The 12644-nt window shown below is 62.6% G+C and carries 13 protein-coding genes; 4 read left to right on the forward strand and 9 right to left on the reverse strand.

The genetic code is table 11. The features are described 5' to 3' along the window. Positions 1 to 52: 52 nt before the first annotated feature. From truA to C3F38_RS20120, 4 genes are all read right to left on the reverse strand, one after another. Positions 53 to 874 (reverse strand): tRNA pseudouridine(38-40) synthase TruA, encoded by an 822-nt coding sequence (gene truA / locus C3F38_RS20105; RefSeq protein ID WP_055311861.1) that lies wholly within the window; start codon positions 872 to 874, stop codon positions 53 to 55. After that, the gene (locus tag C3F38_RS20110) at positions 874 to 1884 is read right to left on the reverse strand and encodes an aspartate-semialdehyde dehydrogenase (protein WP_038876452.1); all 1011 of its coding nucleotides are present in this window, start codon (positions 1882 to 1884) and stop codon (positions 874 to 876) included. Before C3F38_RS20110 ends, truA begins: the two co-directional genes overlap by 1 nt. A 110-nt stretch (positions 1885 to 1994) precedes the next feature. Further along, positions 1995 to 3116 (reverse strand): 4-phosphoerythronate dehydrogenase PdxB, encoded by a 1122-nt coding sequence (gene pdxB / locus C3F38_RS20115; RefSeq protein ID WP_038876454.1) that lies wholly within the window; start codon positions 3114 to 3116, stop codon positions 1995 to 1997. A gap of 53 nt (positions 3117 to 3169) precedes the next feature. Further along, positions 3170 to 3943: a helix-turn-helix domain-containing protein gene (locus C3F38_RS20120; RefSeq protein WP_047730183.1), complete on the reverse strand. Its 774-nt coding sequence runs from the start codon at positions 3941 to 3943 to the stop codon at positions 3170 to 3172. A 117-nt stretch (positions 3944 to 4060) separates the two neighbouring features. On the opposite strand from C3F38_RS20120, the gene C3F38_RS20125 reads away from it, so the two are divergent. After that, entirely contained in the window at positions 4061 to 4981 is a 921-nt protein-coding gene (locus tag C3F38_RS20125) for a DMT family transporter (RefSeq protein WP_055311859.1), read from the forward strand. Here the strand turns inward: C3F38_RS20125 and C3F38_RS20130 are convergent. From C3F38_RS20130 to C3F38_RS20140, 3 genes are all read right to left on the reverse strand, one after another. After that, a complete protein-coding gene (locus C3F38_RS20130) occupies positions 4978 to 6396 on the reverse strand; it encodes a sensor histidine kinase (RefSeq protein WP_038876460.1) in 1419 nt (472 codons plus the stop codon). The genes C3F38_RS20125 and C3F38_RS20130 overlap by 4 nt on opposite strands. Then, positions 6383 to 7057, reverse strand: coding sequence for a transcriptional regulator TctD (gene tctD / locus C3F38_RS20135; RefSeq protein ID WP_038876462.1), 675 nt, complete (start codon positions 7055 to 7057; stop codon positions 6383 to 6385). Before tctD ends, C3F38_RS20130 begins: the two co-directional genes overlap by 14 nt. Positions 7058 to 7224: 167 nt before the next feature. Next, complete coding sequence (locus tag C3F38_RS20140) at positions 7225 to 7554, reverse strand: hypothetical protein (RefSeq protein WP_047730181.1); 330 nt, start codon at positions 7552 to 7554, stop codon at positions 7225 to 7227. 276 nt (positions 7555 to 7830) lie between these two features. Here C3F38_RS20140 and C3F38_RS20145 point away from each other — a divergent pair, with 276 nt between their 5' ends. From C3F38_RS20145 to C3F38_RS20155, 3 genes are read left to right on the forward strand one after another with little or no spacing between them, the layout of a single operon-like run. After that, on the forward strand, positions 7831 to 8811 hold the full coding sequence (locus C3F38_RS20145) for a tripartite tricarboxylate transporter substrate binding protein (RefSeq protein WP_038876466.1): 981 nt from the start codon (positions 7831 to 7833) through the stop codon (positions 8809 to 8811). 15 nt (positions 8812 to 8826) lie between these two features. After that, a complete protein-coding gene (locus C3F38_RS20150; RefSeq protein WP_019453755.1) occupies positions 8827 to 9258 on the forward strand; it encodes a tripartite tricarboxylate transporter TctB family protein in 432 nt (143 codons plus the stop codon). Between the two features lie 11 nt (positions 9259 to 9269). Further along, on the forward strand, positions 9270 to 10787 hold the full coding sequence (locus C3F38_RS20155; RefSeq protein ID WP_016926872.1) for a tripartite tricarboxylate transporter permease: 1518 nt from the start codon (positions 9270 to 9272) through the stop codon (positions 10785 to 10787). 34 nt (positions 10788 to 10821) lie between these two features. On the opposite strand, the gene C3F38_RS20160 is transcribed toward C3F38_RS20155, so the two are convergent. Beyond that, complete coding sequence (locus C3F38_RS20160) at positions 10822 to 11451, reverse strand: CatB-related O-acetyltransferase (RefSeq protein WP_055313974.1); 630 nt, start codon at positions 11449 to 11451, stop codon at positions 10822 to 10824. Positions 11452 to 11606: 155 nt separating this feature from the next. Further along, positions 11607 to 12602, reverse strand: coding sequence for a DMT family transporter (locus tag C3F38_RS20165; RefSeq protein WP_038876475.1), 996 nt, complete (start codon positions 12600 to 12602; stop codon positions 11607 to 11609). Positions 12603 to 12644 lie beyond the last annotated feature (42 nt).

Below are 12644 nucleotides of genomic sequence, written 5' to 3' on the forward strand. Positions count from 1 at the left end.
TCAGTCACCCGGCAGAAGCACAAGGGAGCGACGCTTTCAGGCGTGCCGGCGTTTAATCGTCGGGCAAAAACAGCGGCCCCATCGGCGGTCGCGGTAGACCAAAGTGGTCAGGGTAATCCACGGCAACCAGATACAGCCCCTCGGCTCGCGCCGTCGCCGCCGCCAGGTTGCGATCTTTCAGCGCCAGCAACTCGGCCATCCAGTTCTCATCCTGATTGCCGCAGCCGATCTCCATCAGGCTGCCGACGATGTTGCGAACCATGTGATGCACGAAGGCATTCGCCTTGATATCTACCACAATATATTCGCCGTAGCGCGTAACCTTAACGTGTTTTACGCAGCGCCACGGGGTGCGCGACTGACATTGCACCGCGCGGAACGAAGTGAAGTCGTTTTCGCCCAGCAGCGCCTGCGCCGCCCGATGCATACGATCGGCGTCCAGCGGGTGATAAAAATGCGTCACCCCCTGTTGCAGCACCGCCGGCCGGTAGCGATGGTTGAAAATAATATAGCGGTAGCGGCGCGCGGTGGCGCTGAAACGCGCGTGAAAATCGTCGGCGACGGGGCTTACCCAACGCACCGCGATATCCGGCGGCAGATGGGTGTTTACCCCCATCGTCCAGGCGGCGTCCTTGCGGCGCGCGGTGGTTTCGAAATGCACCACCTGCCCGGTGGCGTGCACCCCGGCGTCGGTACGCCCGGCGCACAGCACGCTAATCGGCGCATCCGCCACCTTGCTCAACGCCTGCTCCAGGCGTTGCTGCACGCTGGCCACTTCTTGCTGCCGCTGCCAGCCGTAGTACCGGCTGCCGTCATATTCGATGCCCAGCGCAATTTTCAGCGTCGGCTGAACGGGCGAGACCACCTCAGACATCAGTACATCTGCTCCTGCACCAAACGCTCGGCGGTTTCGATAGCCATCAATGCGCCGCCGAAGCGCACATTGTCCGCGACCGTCCAGAACTGCAACAGCTCGGGGATGCCGTAATCGTTACGCAGACAACCGATGCTGAGCGCATCGCTGCCGGAGGCGTCGGTGACCTGAGTCGGGTAATCGTCCTCTTCGCTCAGCTGAATGTCCTCGACCTCTTCGAGCTCGCTGCGCGCCTCTTCGGCGGACAGCGGGCGCAGCGCTTCCAGGTGCACCACCTGCGCGTGGCCGTAAAACACCGGCGACTGAACGCAGCTCACCGAAATCGGCAGCCCTTCATCCTGCAGCACCTTGCGCACCTGATCGACGATCAGGCGTTCTTCGCGCACGCTGCCCTGCTCGTCGGCAATCAGCGGCAACAGGTTGAACGCCAGCTGCTTGCCGAAAACGCCTTCCTCGGCCGGGATGCCGTTCAGCAGGCGCGCGCTCTGGCCGGCCAAGTCGTCCACCGCCACCTTGCCGCGCGACGATACCGACATCAGCGTGGTGACGTGCAGACGCGACAGCCCCGCCTGTTCGGTCAGCGGTTTGATCGCCGTCAGCAGCTGACTGACCATGCTGTCGGCCACCGCCACGATATTGCGGTTGCGGTAATCCGCCAGCACCTGCGGGTTAACGCCCGGCACCACCAGCGGCACATCCGGCTCCATGGCGAACAGGCCGCTGGTGTCGATCACCAGGCAGCCCATGTTGCCGGCTTCTTCGGCATAGCGCGCGGAAGCTTCGCTGCCGGCAACGAAGAAGGCCAGCTGCGCCTGTGACCAGTCGAACTCTTCGGCGTTTTGCACCAGAAGAGACTTGCCGTTGAAGCGCACATTGGCGCCCGCGCTGCGTTCGCTTGCCAGAGGATAGAGCTCACCCACCGGGAACTGGCGTTCCTGCAACAATTCCAGCAACGCTTCACCTACCGCGCCAGTGGCGCCGAGCAGCGCGATATTCCAGCCGTCAGACATCGGGTTTTCTCCAGAGTATTTCATTCATAAAAGCAGACGGGCAGTGCAACCACCGCCCGATAATCTTTGCCGCTCACTGTAGCGGCGTTGGCTTAAGACAACCTTACGCGCTATGCCACGCTGAAACCCAGCTTGCCGAGCAGCTCGGCGCTGGCGCTGTCATCGCATTGCACGGCCAGCGACGACCACTCGCGGCGTTCCTGATAGTGCTTGCGCAGGCGATCGAATTCGCCCGGTTGCCCGGCGACTTTGCGCAGCGGCGCATCATCGCGGCGCACATCATACACCAAGTGCATCAATCGTTTTAACCGCGCTTCATCCAGCGGCCCGTTGAGGCGGATCTGGCTGAACTCCGGCACCGGCAGCAGCGAGGCCAGCGCCACCTGCTGCGGCTGCCCCAGATGGCGGCTGAACGCTTCGAACACCTGAGTGGTGCCGCGCGCCTTGCCTTCCAGCGTATACCCGGCGATGTGCGCAGTGCCGATATCCACCCGCGCCAGCAGCGGCAAGGAGAGATCCGGCTCCGGTTCCCACACGTCCAGCACCGTGCTCAGCTTTTTGCCCTTTTCCAGCACCTGCAACAACGCGGCGTTATCCACCACCGGCCCGCGGCAGGCGTTGATCAGAATGCGGTTGTCCGGCAGCGCCGCCAACAGGTCGGCGTCCGCCAGATGCAGCGAATGGTATGGGCCGGATTTATTCAGCGGCGTATGGAAGGTCAGCACGTCGGCCTCGGCCACCAGCTTCTCCAGCGGCCAAAACTCCCCGGCGTCGCCGCGATCGGCACGCGGCGGATCGCACAGCAGCGTGCGTACGCCCAGCGCTTTGAGGCGCGCGTCCAGGCGGGAACCGACGTTGCCCACGCCGATGATGCCGACGGTTTTATCCCGCAGATGGAAGCCATCGCGTTCGGCCAGCAGCATCAAGGCAGAGAACACATACTCGACCACCGCGATAGCGTTGCAGCCCGGCGCGGCGGAAAAGCCGATGCCCTGCCGTTGCAGCCAGGCGTCATCGACGTGATCGGTGCCAGCGGTGGCGGTACCGACAAAGCCGATGCGGCTGCCGGCCAGCAACGCTTCATTGACCTTGGTGACCGAACGCACCATCAGCGCATCGGCATCCGCCAGCGCCTCACGCGGGATCGGGCGGCCCGGCACAGCCTGCACGTCGCCCAGGCGGCTGAACAGCTCGGCCGCGTACGGCATATTTTCATCAACCAGAATTTTCACTGCGTTCTCCGACGGTTTACGGCTATTTGTCTGCGAAATAGTGTGCCACTGAATCAGGCACGGCGAAAGCGCTCAGGGGTGGTGCCGGCGATCTGCTGGAACATGACGATAAACGCCGACGCGGAGCTGTAGCCGACGTCCAGCGCCACGTCCTGCACGGTCTTGCCCTGCTCGAGCAGCGACACGGCATGCAGGAAACGCAGGCGCTGGCGCCATTCGCTGAACGACATGCCCAGATCATGCTGGCAGCGGCGCGACAGCGTGCGCTCGGTGGTGTAGACCCGAGCCGCCCACGCCGCCAGCGAGGTGTTGTCCGCCGGGCAGTGCTCCAGCGCTTCCAGCACCGGCGCCAAAAATTTGTCGTCCGACGACGGCAGATAGGTTTGCTGGCGCGGCGACAGGCGCAGCTGATCGATCAGCACCTGGCACAGGCGCAAATCCTCTTCCGTTTGCGGAATGTACTGCTTGCGCGCATAGAAATCCTCGGCGATAGCGCGGAATATCGGCGTCACGCTCACCAGGCAAGGGTCGGCCGGCATGCCGGCACACAGCGCCGGCGTGATGTCCACCATGCGGCACTGCGCCAGCCGCTGGTTATAGCAGGAGTGTTCGATGCCGGCCGGCGCCCACAGCACGAACTCCGGCGGCGCCAGAAAGCGCTGCCCGCCGATGCGCAGCACCATCACCCCGGCTTTGACCCACATCAACTGGCCCCAGGTGTGGCTGTGCGGCTGGAATTCGGTGCGCGCGTTGAACTCCTCGCAGCGGAACTGCACCGGCTTCGGCGCTGGGATCAGCGACTCGGGGAAATGGCGGATTTCTGGCATGGTTTCGTCCCGTGATTTGTCTTGTTTACGCCGATTTTTGTCTGGATATCGCTATATATGATAAACCGGACACGCGTAGACTAGCCAGCATGTTGGACGTCATTGAGAATAATTATCATGAATATGCTTTTCCCGCTGTTGGCCGTGCTGATTTGGTCGATTAACGCCGTCGTCAGCAAACTCTCCGCCACCGCCATCGATCCGGCGGCCATCTCGCTCTACCGCTGGCTGCTGGCGTTGATTGCCCTGACGCCGTTCGTGCTGCCGGGCGTGCTGCGCAACTGGGCGCAGGTGCGCGCCAACTGGTGGAAATTGATGATCCTCGGTTTGCTGGGCATGGTGCTGTACCAAAGCCTGGCCTATTACGCCGCACACAGCGTCAGCGCGCTGTTTATGGGCATCATCGTATCGCTGATCCCGCTGCTGACCATCCTGATTAGCATCGTACTGCTGCGCATTGCGCCAACCGTCGGCGTGCTGCTCGGCAGCATACTCTCCTTCTGCGGCCTGATCTGGCTGGTCAGCGGCGGTCAGCCCGGCGTGCTGCTGCAGCACGGTATCGGCAAGGGGGAATTGATGATGCTGCTCGCCACCGCCTCTTACGCGCTGTATGGCGTGTTGACCAAACGCTGGGCCATCGCGCTGCCGAACTGGCAATCGCTGTACGTGCAGATCCTGTTCGGCGTGCTGCTGCTGCTGCCTAATTTCCTGATGGCGCAGGATGTCGGCTTGAACGGCCATAACCTGCCGCTGGTGCTGTTCGCCGGCATTCCGGCTTCGATCATCGCTCCCTTCCTCTGGATCCAGGGCGTGATGCGCCTGGGCGCCAACACCGCCTCGATCTTTATGAACCTGGCGCCGGTGTTTACCGCCGCTATCGCCGTGCTGTTCCTGCATGAACAGCTGCACGGTTACCACCTGATCGGCGGCGGCATCACCCTGCTGGGCGTTATTCTGTCGCAGCGGCTGCGCACGCCGCTGACGCGTAAAGCCAAAGCCCCGGCGGCCGACGTCGAATCCTGCAAAGAACAGGCTTAAGGCAGCAGCCTGAAACGCACCCGCACCAACAGGCCGCCCAGCGCGGCGGAGCTCAGCAGCTCCGGGCGGGTGCCGTGATACGCGGTGATGTCCTTCACCAGCGCCAGCCCCAGGCCGGCGCCCGGCTGATCGCCCACGTTGTCCAGCCGATGAAACGGCTGCAGCGCCAGCGCCTTGTCCTGCAAGGCGATGCCGGGGCCGCTGTCTTCAATCTCCAGCACGCCTTCCCCTGACGCCTGATCCTGAGTGAGGCGCGCGGTCACCACGCCCTGGCGCGGCGTGTATTTCAGCGCGTTGTCCAGCAGGTTGGCGCACAGTTCGGCCAACAGCAGCGGTTCCCCCGCCACCTGGCACGCCGCCTCGCCTTCAAACCCGAGATCGATCTGTTTACTGCGCGCCTGCGGCAAGCGGGAAAAACAGGCGTCGCGCAGCACCTGCGCCAGATTGACCGGGTGCAGCTGGCGCTCGGCCTGGTGCTCGCTGGCCTTCAGGCGTGAGAGATGCAGCAGGCGGTCGGTCAGCGCCACGGTATTATCCAGCGTCGTGCTCATCGCCTGCAGGCTTTCGCGCCACTGCTGCGGCCGGTCGCTGGCCAGCGCCACCCCGACCTGAGTCTTCAACACCGCCAGCGGCGTGCGCAGTTGGTGCGAAGCATCGGCGCTGAAACGCTCCTGGCGCGCCACCATCAGCCGCAGCCGTTCGATATAGCGATTGAACGCCACCAGCAGCGGCTGCATCTCTGACCACGGCAATACCCGCGGCAGGGGCGTCAACTCGCCCGGATCGCGCCGCAGCATGATGCCGGAGAGCTTGCGCATCGGCTTCAACACCCGCTTGAGCAGCGCGAACGCCAGAATCAGGGTTAACACCACCACCGTGCCCTGGCTCAACAGCGCCGCGATCATCATCTGTCGCGCCAGGTAACGGCGCGACTCCAGGGTTTCCGCCACCAGAATGGTCGCCATGCCGCTCACGCCCGACTCGTTGATCGGTTGAAACAGCGCCGCCACGCGGATCGCCCGGCCTAGGTATTCCGCATCGTAAAAATGCACCAGCGCCGGGTAGAGCGTGGAGCGCGGGATATGGGGCGGCAAAGGCGGCAAATCGTCATAGCCCGAAATGCTTTTCCCCTGCGGCGAGATCACCTCGTAATAGAGCTGGTCGTTCATGTTGCGCTCGAAGCTGTCGAGCACCACATAGGGCACATCGACCGCCAGTTTGCCGTCGCGCACCACCAGCCGCTCCGCCACGGTGCGCGCCGACGCCAGAAGCGTGCGATCGTAAGCCAGGGTGGCGGCGCTCATGGCGCTGAAATAGTGGGTGTAGATCGAGATGCCGCCCAACGCCACCAGCGGCAGGCCAAAAAACAGCAGCAGTTGATAGAACAACGAACGCGGCGCGTTAAACCACCGCATTGCACCGCTCCAGGCTGTAACCCAGACCGCGCAGCGTGATGATTGCCACGTCGCTGCCCTGCAGCTTTTTCCGCAAACGGTGTACGTAAAGCTCAATGCTCTCCGGATTGGCCTCATCGGACAGCGTAAACACCTGCTCAAACAGCTGCTGCTTGGCCACCGGGCGGCCGCGGCGGTGCATCAACGCGGTCAACACCGCCAGTTCGCGCGGCGTCAGCGCCAGCGGCTTGCCCTCCAGCAGGAAATAGCCTTCGTCGTGATAGGTCAACGCGCCATACTGCAACGCCGGCTGCGCGGCGCCGACGCTGCGGCGCAGCAGCGCCCGAATGCGCGCTTCCAGCTCATCCAGTTCGAACGGCTTGGTGAGGTAATCGTCCGCCCCCAGATTCAGGCCCTTCACCCGATCGGCCACGTCGGTGCGCGCCGTCAGCAGCAGCACCGGCAGATCCTGCCCGCGCTTGCGCAGGCGCGCCAGCAAATCCAGGCCGTTCAAACGCGGCAGCGCCACATCCAACACCGCCAGCGCATAGCGTTCGTTGAGCAACAGATGATCGGCCGCCACGCCGTCCGGGGCGACGTCGACGGCAAAGCCGGCGCCGGTCAGCGCCTTTTGCAACCAGTGAGACAGCTCGGGGTGATCTTCAACCAATAACAGTCGCATGTTTCCATTCCATTGATTTACCTGAACAACCTGACGCCGATAGCGTGCTTGTTAACAGGTCGATAACAGAGAATGGCATGGAAAATAAGGGGATAAAAGAGTGCCGCGCCGCCAGTTTTGGGAGCTGGCACACAATTATGCATATGGAGCGCGATCGCAGGCCGGTATCAGCTCAGCGGAACGGGGCTGTCGGCAACGGCAATGTCCAGCACCGGGCGCAGCTTGTCGGCGGTAAACGGTGAAGACACCAGCACGGAGCGATTGTTGGCGGCAAACACCAGATCGATGCCGGTCACGCAGGCGGTCATCTGGCAGGCATACTTTTCACCGTAGGCATTGACGAAATGCAGCTCAAATACGCCAATATCGGCACGCAGCCGCTTTAAACGACACTGCCCGGTTTCACCGGTCATCTCTGCATAGACCTCCGGCAGCCGTTTAATCGCGCACACTTTGGCGCTGTCCCTGCCACCAAACAATTTCCCTAACGAAAACATATTACTGCGTCTCTATTCATTTTATTGCTCATGATTCTATCGCGAGAGCAGAACCGCAAACCTGATATTACGCAGGATTTTGGCCGGTTTTGCCCCCTGTTCTTCTCTTCCTTTCTATGGTAGTGCACCCGCTCTTCGCTCGCGACAAGCGACCCCAATCACAGACTGGAAACTTTTCCGGCCGCTGAAAGGTAAATGAAAGGTTGTTGTTTTAACAATCCTGCAACCGCACCCGGCGGGATTTCACAACCAGAACAATACCGAGGGCAAGTCACAATGAAAAAAATAATGACCCGTACCTTTACCGCCGCCGCCCTGCTGCTGGCGGCCAATCAGGCCTTTGCCGTGGAAGCGCCCAAACGCACCGAATGCATCGCGCCGGCCAAGCCCGGCGGCGGCTTCGATCTGACCTGCAAGCTGATTCAGGTGTCGCTGCAGGACACCAAGGCCATCGATAAGCCGATGCGCGTCACCTATATGCCCGGCGGCGTCGGCGCAGTGGCCTACAACGCCATCGTCGCGCAGCGCCCGGCGGAGTTCGGCACCGTGGTGGCCTTCTCCGGCGGCTCGCTGCTCAATCTGTCCCAGGGCAAGTTCGGCCGCTATAACGTGGAAGACGTGAAATGGCTGGCGGCGGTCGGTACCGACTACGGCATGATCGCGGTGCGCGCCGACTCGCCTTACAAAACCCTGAAAGATCTGATGGACGCCTTCCAAAAAGATCCCAACAGCGTGGTGTTCGGCGCCGGCGCCTCCATCGGCAGCCAGGACTGGATGAAAACCGCGCTGCTGGCGCGCGAAGTCGGCGTGGATCCGCGCAAGATGCGCTATGTGGCCTTCGAAGGCGGCGGCGAGCCGGTAACCGCGCTGCTCGGCAACCATATCCAGGCGGTCTCCGGTGACCTGAGCGAGATGGTGCCTTATCTGCAGGGCGACAAGATCCGCGTGCTGGCGGTGTATGCCGAGCAACGTCTGCCGGGCCAGCTGGCCGACATTCCAACCGCCAAAGAGCAGGGATACAGCCTGGTGTGGCCGATCATTCGCGGCTTCTACGTCGGGCCGAAAGTCAGCGATGAAGAGTATCAGTGGTGGATCGACACCTTCCAGAAAATGATGGCGACCGACGAATTCAAGCAGCAGCGCGATCTGCGCGGCCTGTTCGAATTCAACATGACCGGCAAAGAGCTGGACGCCTACGTGAAGAATCAGGTTGCCCAATACCGTGAGCAGGCAAAAGTATTCGGCCTGGCCAAATAACCGCAGGGGAAAACCATGAGCGATCGTATTTTTGCCGGTTTCTGGCTGCTGCTGTGTATCGGCGGGCTGTTCATCGGCTGGGGCATCCAAAGCGAATATAGCTATGAACCGCTGGGGCCGCGCCCGTTCCCGCTGGCGATCCTCAGCCTGATGGCGCTGTGCGCAGCCCTGCTGTTGCTGCGCCGCCCGCAGGCGGTGGAGTGGCCGCACAACAAGGTGCTGCAGCGGCTGCTGGTGCTGGTGATCACCCTGGTGCTGTATGCCTGGGGCTTTGAATGGCTGGGTTTCCCGCTGGCGACCGCGCTGCTGACGTTCAGCATCGGCCTGCTGTTTCAGGCCAGCCTGCCGGCGGCGGCCATTTCCGGCGTCGTCATGGGTGCAGCGCTGTATTACGCCTTTGACCAACTTCTCGATGTCACACTGCCGCTCGGCGCCTGGCTGAGCTAACGGGAGCGATGATGGATACCTGGATGTATTTGACCCAAGGGTTCGAAGTGGCGCTGGTGCCGCAGAACCTGATTATCGCCCTGATCGGCTGCTTCGTCGGCACCATCGTCGGCCTGCTGCCGGGCCTCGGGCCGATCAACGGCGTGGCGATCCTGCTGCCGCTGGCGTTTGCCCTCAAGCTGCCGGCTGAATCGGCGCTGATCCTGCTGGCGACGGTGTATATCGGCTGCGAGTACGGCGGGCGCATCTCGTCGATTCTGCTCAACGTGCCGGGCGACGCGGCGGCGATCATGACCGCGCTGGACGGCTACCCGATGGCGCAGCAGGGGCGCGCCGGCGTGGCGCTGTCCATCTCGGCGGTCAGCTCGTTCGTCGGATCGATGATCGCCATCGGCGGCATCATCCTGTTCGCGCCGCTGCTGGCCCGCTGGTCGCTGGCCTTCGGCCCGGCGGAGTATTTCGCCCTGATGGTGTTCGCCATCGCCTGCCTCGGTAGCATGATGAGCCAGAACCCGCTGAAATCGCTGCTGGCGGCGCTGATCGGCCTGGGACTGGCGACGGTGGGCGTTGACGCCAACACCGGCGTTTACCGCTTTACCTTCGACAGCGTGCACCTCTCCGACGGCGTACAGTTCATCGTCGTTGTAATCGGCCTGTTCTCGGTCAGTGAAATCCTGCTGATGCTGGAGAGCACCAGCGCCGGGCAAAAGCTGGTGCGTAAAACCGGCCGGTTGCTGTTCAACCGCAAAGAGGCGGCGCAGTGCGCAGGCCCTACCCTGCGTTCGTCGGTGATCGGCTTCTTCGTCGGCATTCTGCCGGGCGCCGGCGCTACCATCGCCAGTGCGCTGACCTACATGACCGAGAAGAAAATCAGCGGCAACAGCGACACCTTCGGCAAGGGCGACATCCGCGGCGTAGCGGCGCCGGAAGCGGCCAACAACGCCTCGGCGTGCGGCTCGTTCATTCCGATGCTGACGCTGGGGGTGCCGGGTTCCGGCACCACGGCGGTGATGATGGGCGCGCTGACGCTGTACAACATCACCCCCGGCCCGGCGATGTTCACCGAACAGCCGGATATCGTCTGGGGGCTGATCGCCGCGCTGCTGATCGCCAACGTCATTTTGCTGATCATGAACCTGCCGCTGGTCGGCCTGTTCACGCGCATGCTGACCATCCCGCTGTGGTTCCTGGTGCCGGCGATCGCCGCGGTGTCGGCGGTGGGGGTTTATGCGGTGCACAGCACCACCTTCGACCTGCTGCTGATGGTCGGATTGGGCGTGTTCGGCTACATCCTGCGGAAAATGCACTTCCCGATGTCGCCGCTGATTCTGGGCTTCGTGCTGGGTGAGATGCTGGAGCAAAATCTGCGTCGCGCGCTGTCGATCAGCAACGGCGAGTTCGGCATTCTGTGGAGCAGCAGCATCGCGCAAACGCTGCTGGTGCTGGCGGTCGCGGTACTGGCGCTGCCGCCGCTGCTGCGCCTGATGCGCAAACGCCGCCAACCTGCGGCCGAGGCCAAAGCCGAGTAACGCGAAACGGGCGGGGATCCCCCGCCCGTTGTGTTTAACGGCGTAGGGCCGCAATTCCCCTTTCCAACGCCTCGATATCGTCATCGGCGAGCAGGGGCAGAATCACCGCAAAGTCCGCCTCGGACAAGTCATAGAGGCGCAAGGCAAGCAACCGCACGATAACCTCCGGCGTGAACCGCCAACGGATAAACCGCGCGGGGTTACCGCCGACGATGGCATAAGGCTCAACATCGCCGGCCACCACGCTGCCGGCGGCGACGATCGCCCCCTCGCCTATCGAGATTCCCGGCATCAGCATCGCCCGCATGCCGATCCAGCAACCGTCGCCCAGCCGGGTATCGCCTTTGGGGCGGTACGCCTGTTTGATGGTTGCCATAAACGGATACAGGCTCAGCCAGTCGATGCGATGGGTATGGTTGCCGCCCATCAGGATCACCGCTTCGGCCGCGATGCACACGTAATCGCCGATCAGCAGGCGGTCTATGTCGCCCAGCGGCTGCCATTGCCGGCTGACCGCGTCGCCGTGCAGATAGCGCACCACCGAGCGCTCGAAGCTGTTATCCCAGCAGTCGCTGTAGTAGCTGTGGGTGCCTTTGACGATTATATTCGGGTTGGTCACCGTCTGATGCAGCAGCTCGGTTTTGGACCAGTGTTTTTCGGACATGGCGTATTCTCTTGTTACGGGAATAAAAGCCACGGAACGGAATGTCTGTGGCCGTGTTGTCGTTCACTCAACACGGCCATTCAAGCGATAAGCGCTCGTTTCAATCTCGGGTTATTCATCTTACGGTCTCTCTTGCGAGGCGTAATGGTAGCCTATCACGCCTCGGCGGTCTTGCTTTTCAACAGCAGCACCCCGCCCATCACCAGCGCGCTGCCCAGCAGCTGCAGCTGATTCATGCTTTCCCCCAGCAGGAAATAAGCGATCACCGCGGTGAACACCAACTCCAGCGACAGGATCAGGTTGGCCACCGCCAGCGGCAGCGTTTTCAGGCTGATGTTATACAACCCGAAGCCCAGCAGCGTCGGCCCGGCGGCCAGCGCCAGCAGCAACAGCCAGCCGCTCCACTGAATGCCCTGTGCGCCGTGCGACAGGAACCACAGGTCGCCGGCCATGCCGTGGAACGCCGCCAGCGGGAACGCCGTCAACGCCGCGTTGAACGCCAGCTGGTACAGCGCCGAAAAACCGAACACGTACAGAATAGTGTTCCACACCGGATAGCCGCGTTCGCTGGCCACCCGCCCGCCGAGGGTATACAGGGTATAGCCGATGCCCGACAGCATCCCGACCAGCAGCCCCAGCAGATCGAAGTGGCTGTTCCCCATGCTGTCGCCGTTGCTGACCAGGAAGCAGCCGCCCAGGCTGATGGCGATCACCAGCAATTGGCGCAGCGTCAGGCGTTCGCTGTACATCACCCAACCGAGGAACACGGTAAAGCCCACCGAGCAGTAAGTCAGAATGGTCGCCACCGACGCGCCGTTCAGCGCCACCGACAGCGTCCACAGGCTGTTGAACAGCGCCAGCAGCAGCCCGTAAAGCGCGTAGAACACCACCTGTTCACGGCGCAGGCGCGCCCACTGCGGTTTTACCAGCAACAGCAGCGGCAACAGCACCAGCGCCACCAGCGCCGCGCGCCAGAACGCCAGCACAAAGGTCGGCAGGTGATAGTACTCGGTCAGCGCGCGGATGATGATGGCGGTAAAGGCCAGCAGCATGGCGCTGATAATGGCGATGACGTAACCCTGGTGGCTGCCCTGAAAGAGGCGCGCGCCGGGCAGCGCCGGCCGGGCGGAAACGCCTGACGGTAATGACATGAGATCCTCGGAGAAATGGCGACGTAAATGCTCAGGCGGACA

Origin of the sequence: Serratia sp. SSNIH1 (assembly GCF_002935055.1) — a bacterium.
Lineage (GTDB): Bacteria > Pseudomonadota > Gammaproteobacteria > Enterobacterales > Enterobacteriaceae > Serratia > Serratia nevei.

What these genes read in the sequence shown, in the direction of transcription:
- truA (WP_055311861.1), bottom strand. Translation starts at nt 874, where the DNA reads ATGTCTGAGGTGGTCTCGCCCGTTCAGCCGACGCTGAAAATTGCGCTG.
- C3F38_RS20110 (WP_038876452.1), bottom strand. Translation starts at nt 1,884, where the DNA reads ATGTCTGACGGCTGGAATATCGCGCTGCTCGGCGCCACTGGCGCGGTA.
- C3F38_RS20120 (WP_047730183.1), bottom strand. Translation starts at nt 3,943, where the DNA reads ATGCCAGAAATCCGCCATTTCCCCGAGTCGCTGATCCCAGCGCCGAAG.
- C3F38_RS20125 (WP_055311859.1), top strand. Translation starts at nt 4,061, where the DNA reads ATGAATATGCTTTTCCCGCTGTTGGCCGTGCTGATTTGGTCGATTAAC.
- C3F38_RS20130 (WP_038876460.1), bottom strand. Translation starts at nt 6,396, where the DNA reads ATGCGGTGGTTTAACGCGCCGCGTTCGTTGTTCTATCAACTGCTGCTG.
- tctD (WP_038876462.1), bottom strand. Translation starts at nt 7,057, where the DNA reads ATGCGACTGTTATTGGTTGAAGATCACCCCGAGCTGTCTCACTGGTTG.
- C3F38_RS20140 (WP_047730181.1), bottom strand. Translation starts at nt 7,554, where the DNA reads ATGTTTTCGTTAGGGAAATTGTTTGGTGGCAGGGACAGCGCCAAAGTG.
- C3F38_RS20145 (WP_038876466.1), top strand. Translation starts at nt 7,831, where the DNA reads ATGAAAAAAATAATGACCCGTACCTTTACCGCCGCCGCCCTGCTGCTG.
- C3F38_RS20150 (WP_019453755.1), top strand. Translation starts at nt 8,827, where the DNA reads ATGAGCGATCGTATTTTTGCCGGTTTCTGGCTGCTGCTGTGTATCGGC.
- C3F38_RS20155 (WP_016926872.1), top strand. Translation starts at nt 9,270, where the DNA reads ATGGATACCTGGATGTATTTGACCCAAGGGTTCGAAGTGGCGCTGGTG.
- C3F38_RS20160 (WP_055313974.1), bottom strand. Translation starts at nt 11,451, where the DNA reads ATGTCCGAAAAACACTGGTCCAAAACCGAGCTGCTGCATCAGACGGTG.
- C3F38_RS20165 (WP_038876475.1), bottom strand. Translation starts at nt 12,602, where the DNA reads ATGTCATTACCGTCAGGCGTTTCCGCCCGGCCGGCGCTGCCCGGCGCG.